Genomic DNA, 19,398 nt, shown 5'->3' on the forward strand with positions numbered 1-19,398 from the left:
AGTATTCTTATGTCGCGCAACACTCAATCTAATCGACTCGTTCGAATCTTTGGCCAATCGCCCAAGAAGGCTCGGGGATAACTTTTTCTTCATAGCTACCATAGATCGTACACGAGCATCGGGGTCGTCGATAAGCGATTCCAGCACCACGAGCGGAATGGTCTTATTTAGAACAACCGCCACCCGCTCTTCCGGGTATCGATCAATGATTTCCATCCACACTTGCTCGGATGCTTCATCTACCCTAGCCCTGCGATACTCCCCCAGGTCCGAACTCCTGCACAGTCGAACAAACTCCTCGGCGGACTCGATCACTATTTCACACCCCTTAGACTGCTGTTAGGGATGAATTTCCCCGTGCCACCCTTCCACTTTCCAACGATATAGGTGCCAAATTCGTCGGCATCCGCGATCCAATTAAGCCCCGTGCCAGTCTCTTCATAGACCTTGAACGCCGATCCGGCGTGACCCGTCACATCTGAAGTCCACCACGTACCATCCGAGGAACTCTTGTAGAAGGTTGTCCGGAATGGCCCTCCATTCATGATTTTCGAAGAGCCCTCCTTGGTCAGTTGCCAAAGTCCTCTGCCGGCATCCTCACACGTACCTCCAGAATTATGAACCAGGACCGGGGTGGTGCCGGCGAGGACATAGTACGTGTGGAGGTCGTCGACGGTGAGGTTGTAGACGGTGTGGGTTTCCTGGTAGGTGCGGGTGGTGGTGACGGGGATGGCGCCGGTGGGGGTTTGGAGCCGGTCGGTGGGGTTGAGGTCCTCGGCGTCGGTCCAGGTGTGGTCGGTGGTGTCCCAGAAGGGGTGGTGGTCGGTGGCGGTGAGGGTGGCGGGGCCGGTGGGGGTGGCGACGGTGATGTCGACGAGGTGCTTGTCGCCGGTACCGGTGATGAGGGCGGTGACGGTGCGGGGTCCGGTATGGGCGGTTTCGGGGTTGGTGGCCCAGACCTTGTCACCGACCTTGATGTCGGAGATTTTCCGGGTGGTTCCGTCGGCCATGAGGACGTGGGTGTTGCCGTCGAAGCTGTGGGGTTTGAGGCAGCTGCGGGCGGCCTGGCCGAGCTTGCTGGCGCCGCCGGTGGCTTCGACGGCCCGGTCGGCTTTGGCGACGCCGCCGGCGACTTCGGCGGCGCGGGTCGCTTTGGAGGCAGCGGAGATGCCCCGGGCACCGAGGGCGACGACGCGGAGACCGACGCCGACGGTTGCGGTGGGAGGTATGACCGAGAGAACGGTGAGGCCGGCCTCGACCGGGTGGGCCTTGACATAGGAGACGGTGGATTTTACGGCACCGCCGACGACTTTGTTTACTTTGTTGACGGCGCCGCCAAGCATGCAGCCCAAGCCGCATTTCTTTGCCTGGGCCTGGACGGGTTTCGCTTTGGCCGAGGCGGTCGCGGTGGGTGGTTTCACCCCGGCCTTCTTGTACGCGAGGGCGGCGTTCACGCCTGCCCAGAACTTGTCCGCTCCCATCCGGGCGATCTCACGCTGCGCCGCAGCGTTCTCCGCGTCCCGCATGAAGGCTGGCTTCATCTGCGCGCTCGCCTTGAAGGCGAGAGCGGCGTTGACACCGGCCCAGAACTTGTCCGCTCCCATCCGGGCGATCTCACGCTGCGCCGCGGCGCTCAACGGCGCGGGCTGCACGGCCACTGGTTTGATCGCAGTCTTCCGGAAGGCGAGGGCGGCCCTGACGCCGGCCCAGAACTTGTCCGCTCCCATCCGGGCGATCTGGCGCTGTGCCGCCACGTCCAGGACCAGGGGCGGCCGGGGGCCGGGGGGGTATTCGTGCGGCGGGCCGCCAATCTGTCGATGGAGGCGTACAGCGCGGCCTTGGTGGAGAAGAAGCCGGTGGGGTCGTTGTAGGTCAGCGGGTTCGCCGCGGCGTAGGTGTAACGGTTCGCCGCGGCCGTGCCGCTGATCGGCAGGCTTGCGGTGTCACGGCTCGCGAACGTCCCCGTGCCCGGGGTGTACCAGCGGGCCTGCGCGGAGACCCGGTCGGTGTCCGGATCCGTCCAGCTGCCCTGGAAACCGACGTGCACCGCCGGGTTCCCCGCCACGACGGGGTCACCGAACGGGTCGTAGCTACGGCTGTCGGTGAGCGCCCCGGCGGTGGTGAACGCGGCCACGAGATCACCATGGGTGTCGGTGACGGTCGCCCAGTTCCCCGCCGAGGTGCCAACCGCGACCAGATCGCCGTCGGGGTCGCGGGAGAACGACGACGAGTAGTCCGTCGCCGGTTCCTTCTCCAACCCGGCGTAGGTGAACGGGGCGCTGTTACGGGTGGCGAGCCGGTCCAGACCGTCGTAGGTGTAGTTCTGCGCGGTGCCGCCCTGGTTGTCGGCGACCAGCCTGCCGAACGCGTCGAACACCGTCGTCGTCACCGTCGACCCCTGGGTCTTGGTGTCCAGCGTCCCGCGCGGGGTGTACGTGTAGGTCGCCGTGCCGTCCGAGGTCAGCCGGTTACGGGCGTCGAAGGTGGAGACGACACCGTTCTTCGCGGTGCGGTTACCCGCGGCGTCCCAGCCGTAGGTCGTCGTCACCGACGACTGGTTCGTCCACGACGTCAGCTGGTCGGCCCAGTCGTAGCCATAGCTCTGCGTACCGGCGCCGACGACACCGGCCGGGCCGATGACGGTCGTCAACCGGTTGTCGTTGTTGTCGTAGGTGTAGGTCTGGGTCCGCCGGACGGTGGAACCGGCGGTGAGTGTGTCACTCGTCGTGCGGCCCAGGTTGTCGTAACCGAAGGTGCGGGTCGCCCCGGAATAGGTGACCGACGTGATCTGCCCGGCGTCGTCGTAGCCCAGGGTCCGGCTGCCACCGGTGACCGTGCCACTCACCGTGGCGAGCTCACCGCGGGCCGTGTAGGTGAAGTTCGACGTACCGGCCGGGTCGGTGCGCTGCGACATCCGCCCGGTCGAGTCGTAGGCGAAACTGCTCGCCCCACCCGGACCGGCCGCGCCGGTGATCAGACCACGGTCGTTGTAGGTGAACGTCTCGGTGCCACCGGGATGGTTGACCGCGACGAGTTGCCCGAGCAGGTCGTAGGACAGCGCCCGCGACGCCGACGCGGTGCCCACCCCGGAACCGGCCTCGGCGGTCAGACGGCCGAGCTCGTCATAGGTCGACGTCCGGGTGACCCCACCCGGAGCGACGACCGTCACGGGCTCACCGGCAGCGTCGTAACTGCTGGTCCAGGTCCGATCGGCCAGGTTCGGATGCGCGGTCGTCGACGGCTCGATCACCTTCTCGGCCAGGCCCAGCGAGTTGTACGTCGTGATCGTGGGGTTACCACGGCCGTCGGTGACCCGGGTGGTGTTACCGGCCAGGTCGTAGCCGATCGACGTCGTGATGTTGGTGGAGCCGTTCACGGGGACGGTGATGGTGCGCCGCTGGTTGCGGGCGTCGACGGTGGCGGTGGTCGGGTGGCCGTTCGCGTCGGTCTCGGAGGTGACGTTGCCTGCCGCGTCGTAGCCGGTGGACGTGGAGCGGAGCAGGACGTCGGTGGGTGAGTACTCGCCGACGGTGGTGGGCCGGCCAGCGCGGTCGTAGGTGGTGCGGGTCTCCCGGCCGAGCGGGTCGGTGGTCGAGGTGCGCCGGCCGGCGAAGTCGTAGGTGTAGGTGGTCGTCTTCCCGAGCTCGTCATGGGTGGCGGTCAGGTCGCCGGCGCCGTTGTAGTCCGAGGTGGCGGACGCGCCGGTGGCGGCGTTGCCGGGGGTGAGGACGCGGACGAGGTCGCCGGCGTCGTTGTAGACGGTGTAGGTGGTGAACGTCTGGGTCAGCCACTGCTCGGTGGCGGTGGTCGCCCAGCGCCGGTCGAGGTCGTCGTAGGCGTAGAACGTCCACCCGTCTTCCTGGTTGACCTCGGTGAGCAGGTTGTCGGCGTCGTCGTAGATCCTGCGGGTGACGCCGGCCGCGGCCTGGCCGGTGACCTGGGGGTCGGTGATGGCGACGGGCCGGTCGCGCCGGTCGTAGACGGTGGTGGTGGTCTTGCCGCGGGTGTCGATGTGGGTGGTCGGGTTGCCGTTGTTGTCGTACTGCCACTGCTCGGTCGGTGTGATCGCGGTGCCGCCGGCGGGTGGGGTGTAGGACGGGTAGGTCTTCTGGGTGACCTGGCCGAGGTGGTTGTAGCTGGTGACCGTCACCTGGTTGCGGGCGTCGCGGGCGTGGGTCGGCTCGCCGAAGGTGTTGTAGCCGACCTCGGCGGAGGGCCGGTCGGTGGTTGCGGCGGCGCCGTTCTCCTCGACCTGCACCGGCGGGGAGATCGTCTGGACGAGGTTGCCGGCCGCGTCGGTGACCTGGTCGGTCACGTAGGCCGGGTTCGGCGCGCCGCCCGGCACGTAGCCGCGGGGGTCGACGGTGCTGGTGACCTCGCCGCGCTGGTCGTAGGCGACCGCGCTGGTGAACCGCTGCACTCCGTCGCCGAAGATCGTCCGTGATGTCGGCCGGGAGTTGTCGTCGAAGGTGTCCTCGACGCGTCCGGTCGCCGTCGTGCCCGCCGCGGAGAAGTCCTGGGCGGTGACGTTGTCGCCGGCGTCGTAGGTGAGGTCGGTCCGGCGGGCCACGCCCTGCGGGTCGTCGATGGTGGCGGTGGTCCGGCCGGCCGCGTCGTACTCGGTCGAGGTCGTGCGCAGCCCGCCGCCGGTGATGGTGGTGACCTCGTTGCCGGCGCCGTCGTAGGCGTGCTCGGCCAGGATGACGTCGTAGGCGCCGGGGCCGGACAGGACCCCGTTGACCAGGTCCGGGGGCCGGTAGCCGTCGAGGATCTCCCGGAACGGCAGGTCGTCGAGCCAGTACAGGTAGCGGACGGTGCGGCCCTCGGCGTCGGTGACGGAGGCGAGGCGGCCGGCCGGGTCGTAGGCCAGCGACTCCAGCACCACGTCGCGCGGCGAGGAGCCGGCGACCGGGTCGTCGACGAAGTCCTCCAGCGTGGTCGTCGCCAGCTGGTCGTGGGCGGTGTAGGTGTACGAGGTGATCGTGCCGTTCGGGTCCGTCGACGTCGCGACGTTGCCGTTCGGGTCGTAGGTCGTCGCGTAGGTCGACCAGGGGAAGCTGCCCGCGCCGACGGTGCGGTAGATCTCCCGGTCGTCGTCGTCGTAGCCGTAGCTGGTGGTGCGGGCGGTGTCACCGCCGGTGGCGTCGGAGACCGTGGTCTGGGTGAGGTTGCCGTTGGCGTCGTAGGTGTTGGTCGCGACCGGGGTGTGCACCACCGAGGTGATCAGGTTGGTGACGCCGGGTTCGGTGATCTGCGCGGGCAGGCCGAGCTTGGTGTAAGCGGTGGTGGTGGTCAGGCCGGCGGGGAAGGTGTCGGAGATCTCGGTCGACGTCAGCCGGCGGCCGAGCTCGTCGTAGGTGTAGGTGCGGACCAGGCCGGCCGGGTCCTGGTCACGGCGCAGGTCGCCCTTGACGTCGTAGCCCGAGGTGGTCGTCTTGCCGCCGGTGTCGGTGTGGGAGACCTCCAGGCCGCGTGGGATCGTCCCGCCGCCAGCCACCGCCGCCTCACCGCCGGTGGAGTAGACCCAGGCCTCGGTGCGGCCGTACGGATAGCCCGGTGTCGGCGGCGTCGTCTCGAAGACCTGGTCGCCGAAGCTGTTGTAGCTGTAGTAGGTCGCGTAGGTGTTGTCCGTCGGCGAGGCCGACCGGCCGTCCCGGTAGACGCTGATCAGGTCGTTGCGCGGGTCACCGGGCGGGCCGAGATAGTAGCTGTAGTACTCGGTGTTGACGAACAGAACATTGGCGTAGTAAGCGCGGGCGACCGAACGGGCGAGGACGTTGCCGCGGGCGTCGGTCTCGGTCTGGACGATGTTGCCGTTCTCGTCGATGACCTGGTGCAGGAATCCGAGGTCGTTGTAGACGAACGACCGGTTCCCGATGTCGTCGCGCTCGGAGATCAGCTTGCCGTCGTGGTACTCGAACTCGGTCTGGTGGGCCCGCGGGTCGGTCACCCGGACGACCGTGTTCGGGCTGGTCGACAGCACCGCGTAGGTGGTGCGGTTACCCAGCCCGTTCTCCCGCCACGCCACGGTGTTGTCGGTGTTGTATCCGATGGTCGTGTCGATGTTGCCCTCGGGCAGGGTGATCTGCCCGAGTTTGTCGTTGTACGCGTAGCTGTAGGTCGTCGGGTTGGCCGAGTGAGGGGCGGTGACCGAGGTCAGCTTGTCGCCGGAATAGGCGTAGCTCCAGGTCAGCGCGCCACCGTGGGCGGCGACGTTCTGGGTGGACACGGCGGTGACGTGGGTGCCGGTCCAGGTCAGCGACAGCGTCCGCTGGGTGGTCAGGTTGGCCACCGAGGTCAGCCGGGCGTTGCTGTTGTAGGTCAGCTCCAGCTGCCGGCCGGCCGCGTCGGTGACCACTGCCAGCCGGCCGTCGGAGCGGAACGTGTACGCGCTCCCGGACTTCTCGGTCAGTGTGGTCGCCGCGGTCGCGGAGACGTCGTCGATCCGCCCGGACCCGGTCGCCTCCGCGAACGGGCCGGCGCGGCTGCCGTAGACGACCGCCGGGTCGTTCACCGCCAGGATCTGGGTCCCGTTGCGCTGGACCCGGATGTCCGGTCCGTCCGTGATGACCGTCAGCGCGTCCGACGCGGTGCAGCACTGCCCCGCGCTCGACGTCGCGACCACCGTCTCGGCCCCGCCGACGCGTTTGACCAGCTGCCACGTCCCCGCCGACGGCTGGGCCACCACCCGCCAGTAGTTGTTCGGGTCCGCGTAGCGGAACGCCAGTCCCAGCCCGGTCTGCGCCACCGGCATCTTGAAGGAGAACAGGCCGTCCGCGGCCGCGGACACGGTCGCGACGTTGCGGTTCCCCGACGCGGCGGCCAGGTAGGCCGCGTTCCCGGAAATGCCCCAGGTGCCGTTACCCAGCCCCGGCAGCGACTGCGTCTGCCACTCCTCACCGGTGTCGCCCGTCCCCAGTTCGGTCGACGAGTTCGCCCGGGTGAAGCTGTCGCGGTGCTGGTCGTCGACGATCGTGACCGACCCGATCCGCCCGGTACCGGTGGCCTGCGCGAACAGGCCCGCCTTCGTCGCGGTCGAGAACTGCGAGTCGGTGGCCGACCCGACGACCTGGTCGTTGCGGTAGACCGTCAGCGCCGAGCCCGCCATCCGCACCGCGTACGTGTCACCCGCGGCGCAGCAGGCGCCGGTGAACGTCGCGACCGTCGTCTTCGTCCCGCCTACCCGCTTCGCCAGGATCAGCGCGTTGCTCGAGGGCTGCGTCTGCAGGATCCACAGGTTGTTGGCGTCCTGAACCCGGAACGCGACCCCGAGATTGTCCTGCGCGACCGGGGCGGTGAACCGGACCAGCCCCTCGGACGGGGCGGGCATCACCGCCGTGCCATACGTCCCCGACACCAGGTAGGCGTTGTTCCCGTTGATCCCCCACGTTCCGGACAGGACCTGCCAGGTCTCACCCGTGTCCGCATCACCCAGCGTGATGGTCGAGTTGGCTGCGGTGAACGACGCCACCTGCGGGCTCGGCGCCTGCATCAGCGAGTAGTAGCCGTCCTGCGGCGTGAACATGCCCAGCCCGTTCCGGCCGAACCTGGTGTCCCGCCCGTCCGGGTAACGCACGACCAGGTTGCCCTCACCGGAGTCGTCGGCCCGGACGCTCATGTCCCACTGCGACGACCAGCCCGCCCCGAAAAGGCCCACCGACGGGTTACCGCTGTTGTACGTCCGGGTCAGCCCCAGCTCGGGCCCCGCTCCGTCCACCGAGATGTCCGTCGCCGACGACGCGTAGCTCCGGATCAGCGGCGACACCGAATCCACCGACGGCGCGTAGGGGTCCCCGCCGAAGTGCGCGCTCGTCACCGGCTCCGGGATCTGGGTGTAGATCGTCATCGGCGCGGTCCACGCGCTGGTGACCCCGCCCGACTTGACCCGCCCTCGCCAGTAGTACGGATACCCCCAGCTCAACGCGTTCGCGGTCACCCGCCACGACGAGCTCGTGATGAAACCCCCCGACGTCCAGCAGAAGCCGCTGGCCGCGTCCGGGTTCGAGCAGATCTGGAACTCATACGTCGGGCTCGACTGGTTGCTGGAAAGCGTGAGCTCCGGGCGCAGCGTGTTAACCCGCTCCGCGTCCAACGGCGTCGACCCGGTCACCTGCACCCCGGTCGCCGGCGGCGCGACCAGCGCCACCGGCAGCATCGAAACACCGTGTGTGGAGAAGAACGCCCCGCCCGACCCGGTGTCCTGCATGTCGAACTTGACGATGTAACTGCCCGCCGGCGGCGGGCTGACGATCGCCTGCACGTCGACCGACTGCCCACGGGCGACCGCCACCGGCAGATTCGTCTGATATCCCTGCGCCACGATTTCGGTGGTCCCAGTGATGTCATAGACGTGGTACGACAGCTTGTACTGGCCGCCCGCCGGCCAGGTGTTCTTTCCGCGGTTCGTCACCCGAACCTTGATCTTGCCCGGCTGGGTCGCGGTCAACGCCTGGTCCCACACCGGCGACCCCGACGGCCACGCGTACGCCGCGTCATACGGCGACCAGGTGATGTTCATCTTCGGCCGGTGGTCCCCCGACGTCCCCGCCGCCGTGCAGGCACAGTCCTGCGAGTCGAACTCCTTGTACTCGGCGACATTCCACGACGACGCCCGCACCGACAGGCCCTGGTTTGCCGTGGTGCCGTCGTTCCAGTCCTCGACCAGCTCCGTCAGCCGCGAGTCGGAGAACGTCTCCCAGCCGGCGTCACACCCCGTGTTCCCGCTCTGGTGCGAGAAAGTGCCCTGCGCGACCTCACCGCCGGTCGTCGCACCCGGCCACACCATCGTGGTGCCGTTCCACGCCTGCGTCACCTGGTACAACGACACCGGATGCGCCGTGCACGCGTCGTGCGAGTCCGTGTTGAACAGCGACACCTGCGCCGACAGGACGTTCGCGTTCGCCAGCGCCGAATTGTTCGGGAAATGCAGGTAGCCGTGGTTCAGGTCGCCGCTGGCCCGCAGCCCGACCCGCAGCTTCCCGTCCGACGGCTGCGGCGTGTTCGGCGTCGCCGACGACACCCAGGTGTCGTCGGCACTCGCCGCCAGCTGGGTGACCGTCGGGTCGACCCGCACCGGGAACACCCGCTCCGGCGCCGCCAGCCAGTCGGCGTCCAGGTCGACCCGCAGTGCCGGCGCACCGCCGTCCGCCCCCTCGACCAGGCTGTAGGTAACGCCTTCCGACGTCGCCGGCTCCGGCGACGAGTCCTCCATCCACCCCCGCGGGATCAGCGCGACCGGCGAGCCCGACCCGTCGGAGAGAACCACCTGGCCCTGCTCGTCCAGGCTCGCGGTCAGCCCTTCCAGCGCCAGCGGGAACGTCCAGCTCGTCGGCGCGTCGGGTGAGCGCAGGACGATGACCTCCTTGAGCCCCGACCCCGTCGCCGACAGCTCCAGATCCGCTTGCTCCCGAACCTCGGCGAACGTCACCGACTGCGCGTCGGCCTCCCCCGGCGACGCCGCCGCTCCCTCCAGCGCGAACCCCGCCGACACGTCCTCACCCAGCTCGACCCGGGCCAGCTGCGGGTCGTCCGCCTCCTCGGCGAACGTCACCGGCGCCGCCACCGCCCGCGCCTCGAACCCGCCGCCGCTCTGCTCCACCAGCGCGGTGTCCACCTCCGCCCACTCGCCCTGGGCATCCCTGAACCGCACCGGCTCCGCCGACAGCTCCGTCGAATACGTCCCGTCCGGGTTACGGAACACCGTCGCGTTCTCCGACCGGGCCGACTCGACCTCCACCCGGCCCGACTGCACCGTGCCCGGATCCCGCGCCCCCGGCGCCAGCTCCTCCTCCGACGGCAGCTCCGCGCCCGCCGGCACCTCCGGCAGCTCCACCTCCCCCTGCGGCGCGTCCGGGCCGGTCGGGTGCACCACCCGCCGCGGCGCCACCTCCGGCGTCACCGGCACCGCACCCTCGACCGGCTTCACCCGCGACGCCAGCTCCGCCTCCCCCGGCGTAGCGTCCCGCGACGTCTCCTCCGCCGCTACCAGATGCTCCCGGCCCTCAGCAGTGCCATTCGACGACTCAGGCAGCTTCACATCCCGAAACGGGTTCCGCTCCGAGATCGGCACCAGCTTCGGATCCTTCACCCGGTCCAGCGCCACCAACGCGATCCCGGTCATGACCAGCGCCGGCACCAGCAGCAGCGCCACCCGGCGCAGCCTCCGGTGCCGCCGCAACATTCGACGGCCAAACGACAAAGAAGTACGCGGGGAAGGGTGCCGGGCGGTCATCACAGCTCCGAAACGCGCGGGGAACAGGCACGAGCCACGCAGAACACACAGAACACGGCCCCCAGGCGGACAGCCCGACGGCCGCACACACCCCGGACCCGGCCGCCGCTTTCCCCGCCGACGAGAACGAGGAGGGCACGGCAGACTCACCGGCGTGCGCACACCACAAAGAAACGAGCCCAGGGAACGGCCAGGCCGCCCCGGCCACGCGGACGCAGGGAATGCGGCAGAACCCGCCGGCGAGAGCAGGCGGTGAAACACCGGCGCCAGTGCCGGTGACCTGCCCAGCCACACCAGCCAACGGACAGCTGGCGACACGCGGGCAGCACAGATCGATAGTCATGGAACGGGAAAGAACAAAGACACGCCGGCACAGCGCCGTACACGGCGAAAACCCACCGGCAGCCAGGATGAACCCGGGGCGACCGGCAGGACAACGAGCAGGGAACCCAGGCCACCGCAGCAGCCTTGAAGCAAGCGCCGCAAAGCATGGCACGCCCAACAACCAGGTGCAAGAAATTACTCAAAGTTCCCACGGAAGATCAAAGATGACGCTCCGCAAGCGTCGGGCAACCAGTAAGGAAGACGCGCGCGGATACCACCAGTCCGGCAGAAGCGCGAAGTCGTCAGAGGACCGCGGGCTGACGGCTGACGACGTCACGCCGCGCGGGCAGGGACCACCCTCGGACGTCAGGTCGGCAGCGCACGGACGTCAGGTCGGCAGCCCACGGACTAGGCGCCCGACTCACAGGCAACACACAGAATTTTCAGCAAACCGTCAGCGAGGGCCGGCCGCGGTCTGCCATAGTGACTCACCGCCCCCGCGCCACCACCACACCAAGTCCTCCACACACAACCCGGCCCACCTACCCCCAGCACCCCGCCAGACACGGCCCGGGCAACCGGCCGTGCCCGAATCTGGCCCGCCACACGCAAACCCACGGCTCACCGGCCCGAAGTCGAGCCGAATCCCACCCATACCCAATACCCCATGCCCCGTGCCTTCCGCCGGCATCGCGCCGCGCGGTCGGCCTCACGGCGGCCGGGGTGAGGAACAACCAAACCGCCACGTTCGCGGCCGGTGTTCTCACCTGCGAGAACAGCGCCACGGCGCGGGTGTCGTCGGCCCTTTCCAGAAAGGAAAACGCGCGGGTGAGCCAGCGTGACCGCCTCCTCCGCGGACCAGGCAGGCCGGCCACCTCGCGGCGGCCTGTTCCCGAGTACGCGGCACGCTCCACGCACCTCCAACCGCCGCCACGCGGCCTTTCCCCCGAGCCGCCGCCAGCGCCGAACGGTGCCAGCGCCGACCAGCCGTCCCGTCTACTACAGGTGGAAGACATCCCGCGTGCCGCCCCCACCGTCTTATCCGGGCAAAGAGAAACCCCGGCCTGGACCCAGACCGGGGCGCTCGTGGTCGCCGGTCAGCCGGCCGTCGGCACCGCCGCGGTCTCCTCGACGACGGTGAACAGGCCACCATCAACCGCGCTCCAGTCGCTGACGGAGCGGAAACCGAGGGTCGCGAGCAGCTTGTCGGCGGCCTCGCTGAGGGCGGGGACGTCGGCGGCGTCGAGGCGGCCGACGATGGTGCCTTCCGTGTCAGCCGCACCACGGACGATCCGGACGTCGAGGGTGTCAGCGTCGACGAACGCGTAGGTGTTCGTGTCAGTCAAGGAAGCCTCCTTGGGACATGGGAGAGATCGGTCCGATCCGTACGAGGGCCAGCCTCTCGCAGCGACGCGGACCCGAACCACGCGCCTCCCGAGGTGTCAGGCCGCACGGAGTTATGGCGTGTCGTGGTCGTCCCACGAGGCCAATCCCAAACCGATGGCGGCCAAGTCCGGTCCAACCGCAGCTGTGCAGGCGCTAAATGGTAGATGTCGTGGGGCGCCAGTCCGCGACCGGATGATGTGCGGCCCAGCGCGGTTGGGAACTGCCGGTCCGTGCCTCTGAAGTCCCGTCGGCGGGGTCGATGCCAAGCCGGTCGACGAAGAACTCTCCGCAGTTGGCGACGGCCAGATCCGGGGTGACTCGGCACGCTCGGCCAGGCGCGACGGGGGCACCTTGTCCGCAGCCGGGTACCCAGGTCTCACGCGAACCGCTACTCGACCGCACCGTCATGTTGAACGTCGTGAAGGCGTTCACCTCCATCATTTGGACGAACGCGGGGTTTCACTGAGGCAAGAGGGAGACCATCCACTACAAATCGGCGTGCGGGGGAGCGAGCGGGTTTCTCAACCGAGAGCGACACGGAGAGGAACGACTTCGGGTGGGAATCCGCGGGGACCGGTCGGTGCCGCGCGAGCCAGGCGGGCTGCCGTTCGTGATCGGCATTGGCAGATCCACGATTTCAACCATACCTGTCTCCCCGGCCCATCTGCCCTGAGCGCGATTTTCCTGGCCTCATCCGGGATGCCTCGTTCATGCCAGCAATAGTCCACATCCAGGCCACGTTATTCGACCGCTCCTGCGGCCCGGCACATGGAGACATCGCCGAGGAGCGGCGAACAATCCCTCGGCGCACCGGGAAATCTGTCGTCGCAGGTGGCGGGGAGTCCGACGTCTCCCGACCCGCCTGGAAGGCGGTGATCGAAGCCATAACCGAAAATCCGGTGGTGGTCAAACAGAACCGGACGGCGCAATGGCCCGTGGGTGGCGTCCGTCGCTGATTTGGTCGAGGCGCTCCACATTCGGGCACGGGAATTCGTGGTCCGTGGCCGACGACCGCCACCTCACATGCCGGCATATTGGGCACCGCTGATGTTACCGGTCGGCCACCTGTCCACCCGGCCGCCAGTGTCGGCACCGGCGCGCGACGCGGTCGCGGCCAGGTGCGGAATGCTGCGCGGTCCGGGTCGGCCCGCCTCCGACGAAAGCGGTTGCCCATGAAACCTCACCCATCCACCAAAAGCGTCTTACCTGGCGAGGCCGGTACCGGACCCCGCCGAGTTCCCCGCTGGCTCCGGCGGACGACGGTCACCGTCGCCTCCGTCGCGGTGCTGTCACTGACAGCCTGTCTGCCACCCGGCGGTGGCGGCGGACCGGGCCCTGTCCCGCCCGGTCCGGCCGCGGACCTGTCGCAGGAGCTGACGGGCGGGAACGGCCCGTTCATCGGCACCGCGATCCCGGTGGACCTGCAGCAGGCGGGCTACGTCCAGCATGAGTACGCCGCGGCGGGTACCGCGACGTCGTACAAGGCCGCCGGCACCCTCAGCGGGGACGGCAGGTGGACCTTCCAGCCCGACGGGACGGCGCCCTACCGAACCCGGGTACTGGTACGCCAGCCGGCGGACACAGCACGGTTCAGCGGCAACGTCGTCGTGGAGTGGCTCAACGTCAGCGGTGGCGTCGACGCCGACCCTGAGTGGGCGACCCTCCATGAGGAGATCATCCGATCCGGCGACATCTGGGTCGGGGTATCGGCCCAGCGGCTTGGCATCCTCGGCGGGCAGATACTCGTGCAGGTTCCCGCACCGGGCGCGGAGAATGCCGGCAAGGGCCTGAAGACGATCGACCCGGCCCGCTACGGGACCCTGGACCATCCCGGTGACGGCTTCGCCTACGACATCTTCACCCAGGTGGCCCGCGGTATCCGTGCCGGAGCCGGGATCGGTGGGCTGCAGCCGCAGCACCTGATCGCCTCCGGCCAGTCGCAGTCGGCGTTCGCCATGACCACCTATTACAACGGCGTACAGCCACTGACCACCGCGTTCGACGGCTTCTACGTACTCAGTCGGGGCGCGGCCGGACTGCCCCTGGTCGGGCCCGGCCAGAACGCGGACCTGTCCAGCGCGATCATCGGCGGCACGACGACCACATTCCGCACCGACGTGGCCGCGCCGATCATCGACGTGCAGGCCGAGTCCGACCTGACCAGCGTTCTCGGCTCCGCCAAGGCCCGTCAGCCTGACAGCGACCGCTTCCGGCTGTGGGAGATCGCCGGCACCGCGCACGCCGACGCGCACCTGCTCGGCTCGTCCGGCGCGACCATCGACTGCGGCGCGCCGATCAACGACGGTCCGCTGCACCTGGTCGCGAAGGCCGCGCTGCGCGGGCTCACCACCTGGCTCGACACCGGCCAGGCACCGGCGGTCGCCGCCCGTATCGACGTCGCGGACGGGCTGTTCCCGTCGGTCCGCCGCAACGCCGACGCCATCGCCCTCGGCGGGGTCCGCACACCGCCCGTGGACGTTCCCGCCGTCGTGCTGTCCGGCGAACCGGGGCCGACGCTCTCCCCGATCTGCCTGCTGATCGGTTCGAGCAAGCCGCTGTCGGCGGCCCGGCTCGCGGCGCTGTATCCCTCCCGGGCGGACTACGTACAGCGCTACAGCAGCAGCGCGGACGCCGCCGTCGGAGCGGGATTCGTCCTCGCCGAGGACCGCCCCGCGCTGATCGCCTACTCCAGACCACAACTCGTCGCCGGCTGATCCGTAGGACTGCCGCCGGCGCCGGCACCACTCCCGGTGCCGGCGCCGGCGGCAGCCGCACCGACACGTGCGGACGCGTCCCATCACCGAGGTGGCACTCACCGTAGGCGGCACTCACCGTAGGCGGCACGCACCGTAGGCGGCACCCGCGGCCCGCGCAGCAGCAGCGACGTAATGCGCGACGAGGGGTCCCATGGCCGGCGCCGCGAGTCGGGACGCTGACGCTGGGGGCGCTGTCGGGTGGGTAGACCACGGGTGTGGTGGTACTGGACGTCGCCGAGGACCTGCGGCCGTTGCTGTACGGGTCCTGGCGTCGGGCGCGCAGAGGCGGGCTGGTCGGCGGACCGCCGCCGGATCCGGACGCCACGCTGGGCCACGTCGTGCAGTCTGTCGGGGTGCCGCTGACCGAGGTCGGAGCGCTGCGGCGGGCAGACGGCACGGTCCTCGGCCCGTCCTGCCGGCCCGGGCTGGACGACATCGTGCGGGTCGAGCCGGCGGCACGTCCCCAGCCGTTGGCCGAGCCGCGGTTCGTCCTCGACGTGCACCTGGGCGCGTTGTCCCGTCGGCTACGACTGCTCGGCCTGGACGTGGCCTACCGCAACGACTCCGCCGATGACGAACTCCTCGCCCAGGCGATCCGAGAGCGCCGGGTCCTGCTGACGCGAGACCGGGGCCTGCTGTTCCGGCGCAGCCTGCCGCGCGGCGCATACGTCCGCGGCGATCGGCCGGACGACCAGGCACACGATGTCCTTGACCGGTTCGCGCCGCCGCTGGCACCGCTCACCCGTTGTGTCTCCTGCGGCGCCGAACTGCGGCCGGTGCCACGGGAAGAGGTCCTCGCCGAGGTCGAGCCCGGCACCCGCCGCACCGCGACCCATTTCACCCGCTGCATCGCCTGCAGCCAGATCTACTGGCGCGGCGCGCACGCCCGCCGCCTCGACGCCTTCATCGCCACGACCAGCGCGGATCATCCCGCTCCTGGAGTCGCTCACCCCTGACAGCCTGCGTCGGCGAGTCAGGACGGTGTCAACCTGGCAACGTGGGTATCCCGCTCTGCCGCGCGGGTCCCGACCAGGATGGTCGCGCTGACCGTCCTGCGGGCGAGAACATTGAGGCGCACGAACCTGATGCGCGGCTCGCCAAGCCGGTCGGCGGCGTGAGCGTCCAAGTGCCACGTTGCTGTTGGCAGTTGCCGTCTCTCGGCATACCTGAGATCGCCTGTGGCGCTGGAGACTATTGGCCTGGAGCAGGACCGTCTTCCGCATTGAGCCGAAAGGCGGCGCGAAGCCCGCGGAGCTGCTCCCTGTACGGATGGTGCTTGTTGTCAGTCCCGTTGAGGGGCGGCTCCATGGCAGCGATCACTGCGGCTTCAACCTCGGCGGGATCGTGCCTGGCTACCCAGGAGACGTGCAGATGGGAGACCTGCCACCGGAGCAGCCAGTCAAGCTGGTCACGCGGGAGCAAGGTCTTCTTCCCCTTCCTGTACGGAGTCAGGCCCCCCTCGATCAGAAGATGGGACGCGAGCGTGAAGCGGAGGGTCGAGGAGCCCGTGTTCGCGGCGAGATGCCGACTCACGATCCGCTGCCGAAGGCTCGTGCTGGCGATGCCCACGTACAGCAGGCCGAGCGGCAGAGATGAGTGAGCCGCCGTCGGAACCTCTGGGAGCACCCCTGGAGCCACCCACCATGCGTACAAGCCTGGATCATCTGGCACCGATCTCGGATCGGGGCCGAGAAGGCTGCTCGCTGGCACGGGCACTGCGCGTAGCGCCTGACAGACTTCGGCGGTCAGAGCTCCACCATCCGGATTGTCCACCTTGCATAGTTTGACGCCCGGCCGCAGAAGATCAGCACCCTATCCGTCAATGTCGAAACAGTCCCGAGATGGCGGCGGCCGCGGAACCGTGCCCCGCGGCGGTGAGGCTCATGGTGCTGGTGGCGGCGGTCTCGAGGGCGGTGCGGGCGGCGGTGAGGTCGGCGCGGAGGGTGTCGGGCAGCGCGGGCCACAGGCGGGGCCAGCAGATGACGGTGTTGATGCAACGACGTCGGCTGGCCCCGGTCGCGGCAGCGGGGCCGGTGCCCCCGCTGCCGCTCCGCTGGGCGAGGTCTGTTCTTAGCGGTTCGCGGTGGCGATCTGCTTGTTGAGCTGGATCGGTGGCGTGTTGAAGTCGAACGGCGGCTTGGGTACCCAGCTTCGGATGACGCCTGGCTCGAAGATCAGGCAGTGGGTGGAGCCGCCGTACTGGAAGTAGCCGATCTCGTCGCCCTTGGTGACACGCTGTCCGGCGCTGACCCCGATCTTGCAGGAGGAGATCTCGGCCATGCCGACGAAGACGCAGGCGACGGTGCCGATGTTCTTGTCGTCGCAGGCGATCACGATCACGGCGCGGGTCGCGACCTGGCTGATGTAGCCCTGGGAGTCGTTGGGGCCGCCGGGGTCGAGTCCTTCGGCTTCGAGGTCGGAGTAGTAGGTGCCGTCCAGGTTGTAGGTGGTGACGATGGTGCCGGTGACGGGTGCGTGCCAGCGGTGGTAGTTGTAGGCGCTGAGGAATGCCTGGTAGATGTCGCCGCCGACGAACTGTTCGGCGAGTGTCCGGTGTTCGCTGGTGAAGATGTCCAGAAGGGAGTAGGGCTGGGCCTTCATCCAGAAGCGGTCGGTGAGCTGCACGTTGTTCTGGATGTTGTAGGGGGTTGCCTCGCAGGCACTGACGATGACCGTGTCGTCGCCCGGTCCATCTACCGGCCGGACGCCTTTTTTGAACACTCGGGTGAAGAACGCGTTCCACGACGCGAAGCCGTAGTACGGCTGGGTCTCGTCGTGGACGTAATCTGCTATGTGGATGTAGGCGTCGGCCTTCTGAGAGAACCATCCGCCTTTGTCGTCTTTGGTGAGGTACGTCCGCGAGCCGGCTCCACTGAGGAACTCACACCAGTACTCCAGCACGACCTTGAGCTGGGCGTTCAGTTGCGGGAAGCGGAACAGCGGGAAGCCGGCGGGCATGCACATGGGCCAGTCGAGCAGCGCGTTGAGGGGACAGCCGACCAGCTCGGTCGTGTCGAACGGCGGGGCGTAGGTCATGAGCTCGTCGATCAGGACCATGAGCTCGTCGATGGTGTGGTAGCCGAGGTCATAGCCGGCCGCGATCGCCTGCTCGATCGCCTGGGTGAGGTACATCCGCAGAACAGGGTCGGTGTTCACGAGAGTCGCGAGGTCCTGCACGGGCGGCGTGAGCCGTGCGCCGGGTGCGCGTCTTTTGGCTTTCTCGGCCAGATTGTGGCGGAAGGCGACGAGTGCTTCCTCGCGGACGGGTAGCCACCGCCCGCGCCGGCTGGCCTGGACCGCGATTGTCTGGGCGTCGTTGTTCATGCGATGAGTCCCTCACTTCCCGATGGAAAGGGGAATGACTGATACCGTCGGCGACCGGCCGCGTCTTCTGGTCGACATGTCACGATGTCGACGGCCACGGTTTTCTCGATCGTCTGCGACCTCGCCGCGCGGCGCCTGACCCTAACACGGGAACGCGTGGCGCCGATTCCGGGAAGCCGTCACCCGAATAGGCAGGATTTCGGGTGACGGTCCCGCCGGCTTCATGGCCGTTTCAGGTCTCTCGCCTCGCGCCGATCTGCTGGGCGCCGGCCGGGTAGGGCAGAAGGGCGGCGAATGAACGACTCGGGACATTCGCCGAGTTGGAGTCGCTCGGTTGCGTCGGGGTGGCGCGCGGCGGCCCGATCGTGCGGAACGCCCTGATGTTCTGACGGCGTCTACGGCGTGACGTCAGGCTGGGCGGCGCGTCCTGCGGGCGGAGGGGGCGGGTTTTCCTCGGCGGCCGGTGCCGGGCCGCGCGCCGGATTCCCGGCTCGGCCGTTCGGCGCGCAGGTTGAGGGGCTGGCCGGCGATGCGGGTGCGGGTCAACGCCCGCTGGGTGGCCTTGGTCAGGTCGGCGGGAAGTTCGACGAGACTGTAGTCGGCCCGGATGTCGATCCGGCCGAAGTCCGCCCGGGCCAGGCCACCCTCGTTGGCGAGCGCCCCGACGATCTGGCCCGGGGTGACCCGCTGGCGATGCCCGACCCCGATCCGGTAGACGGCATAGACCCGCCGCGGCCCGCCCACCCCGCGGGCGGGCCTCTCCCGGACAGGCGGGGCGGAGTCCGGCGGGAGGAGGAACTCCCCCGGTTCCTGGCGGGTCATCACAGCAAGCGCCGCGGCGATGTCGGCGAGCGGCACGTCATGCTCACGGGTGTAGCCAAGGACCAGGTCCCTGAACACGGCGTGGGCCGGCGCGTCGAGCGCGGCGGTGATCGCGTCGTGGAACTTCGCGACCCGCCGGGCGTTCACATCCTCCGCGGTCGGCAGTTCCATCTCGGCGAGCGGCTGGCGAGTCGCCTTCTCGATCGCGGCGAGCAGGCCCTTCTCCCTCGGGGTGACGAGCAGCAGCGCCTCACCGCTGCGCCCGGCGCGGCCGGTACGGCCGATGCGGTGGACGTAGGACTCCGGGTCGGTGGGGATGTCGTAGTTGACGACGTGGGTGACCCGTTCGACGTCGAGGCCGCGGGCGGCGACGTCCGTGGCGACGAGAAGGTCGAGAGCGCCGTCACGGAGCTGGGCGATGAGCTTCTCCCGCTGCGGCTGGCCGAGGTCGCCGTTGATCGCCTCGGTGGCGAACCCGCGGCTGCGCAGCCGCTCGGCGACGTCCTCGGTCGCCGACTTCGTCCGCACAAAAATGATCATCGCTTCGAACGGTTC

At 69.0% G+C, this 19,398-nt stretch carries 8 protein-coding genes; 2 read left to right on the top strand and 6 right to left on the bottom strand.

Annotated elements, in window-relative coordinates; genetic code table 11:
* Nucleotides 1–314 precede the first annotated feature (314 nt).
* From FREUN1FDRAFT_RS48115 to FREUN1FDRAFT_RS21275, 3 genes are all read right to left on the bottom strand, one after another.
* Nucleotides 315–1,727, bottom strand: coding sequence for a Hint domain-containing protein (locus tag FREUN1FDRAFT_RS48115; RefSeq protein WP_035952798.1), 1,413 nt, complete (start codon nucleotides 1,725–1,727; stop codon nucleotides 315–317).
* The gene (locus FREUN1FDRAFT_RS21270; protein ID WP_006542237.1) at nucleotides 1,634–10,150 is read right to left on the bottom strand and encodes a DNRLRE domain-containing protein; all 8,517 of its coding nucleotides are present in this window, start codon (nucleotides 10,148–10,150) and stop codon (nucleotides 1,634–1,636) included. Before FREUN1FDRAFT_RS21270 ends, FREUN1FDRAFT_RS48115 begins: the two co-directional genes overlap by 94 nt.
* A gap of 1,502 nt (nucleotides 10,151–11,652) precedes the next feature.
* Nucleotides 11,653–11,901, bottom strand: a complete 249-nt coding sequence (locus FREUN1FDRAFT_RS21275; protein ID WP_006542239.1) for a hypothetical protein — start codon at nucleotides 11,899–11,901, stop codon at nucleotides 11,653–11,655.
* A gap of 1,212 nt (nucleotides 11,902–13,113) precedes the next feature.
* Here FREUN1FDRAFT_RS21275 and FREUN1FDRAFT_RS21280 point away from each other — a divergent pair.
* Both FREUN1FDRAFT_RS21280 and FREUN1FDRAFT_RS21285 read left to right on the top strand, forming a co-directional pair.
* Nucleotides 13,114–14,655: an alpha/beta hydrolase domain-containing protein gene (locus FREUN1FDRAFT_RS21280; protein WP_006542241.1), complete on the top strand. Its 1,542-nt coding sequence runs from the start codon at nucleotides 13,114–13,116 to the stop codon at nucleotides 14,653–14,655.
* 257 nt (nucleotides 14,656–14,912) lie between these two features.
* A complete protein-coding gene (locus tag FREUN1FDRAFT_RS21285) occupies nucleotides 14,913–15,653 on the top strand; it encodes a Mut7-C RNAse domain-containing protein (RefSeq protein ID WP_006542242.1) in 741 nt (246 codons plus the stop codon).
* 235 nt (nucleotides 15,654–15,888) lie between these two features.
* Here FREUN1FDRAFT_RS21285 and FREUN1FDRAFT_RS48120 read toward each other — a convergent pair whose 3' ends face one another.
* The 3 genes from FREUN1FDRAFT_RS48120 to FREUN1FDRAFT_RS21300 all read right to left on the bottom strand — a co-directional run.
* Nucleotides 15,889–16,470, bottom strand: coding sequence for a GIY-YIG nuclease family protein (locus FREUN1FDRAFT_RS48120; RefSeq protein ID WP_035952802.1), 582 nt, complete (start codon nucleotides 16,468–16,470; stop codon nucleotides 15,889–15,891).
* A 297-nt stretch (nucleotides 16,471–16,767) separates the two neighbouring features.
* Nucleotides 16,768–18,021, bottom strand: a complete 1,254-nt coding sequence (locus FREUN1FDRAFT_RS21295) for a phosphatidylserine decarboxylase family protein (RefSeq protein WP_006542244.1) — start codon at nucleotides 18,019–18,021, stop codon at nucleotides 16,768–16,770.
* 408 nt (nucleotides 18,022–18,429) lie between these two features.
* The coding region (locus FREUN1FDRAFT_RS21300; protein WP_006542245.1) for a helicase-related protein at nucleotides 18,430–19,398 on the bottom strand (969 nt) is incomplete at its 5' end.

The organism is Parafrankia sp. EUN1f (assembly GCF_000177675.1).
Taxonomy (GTDB): Bacteria; Actinomycetota; Actinomycetes; order Frankiales; family Frankiaceae; genus Parafrankia.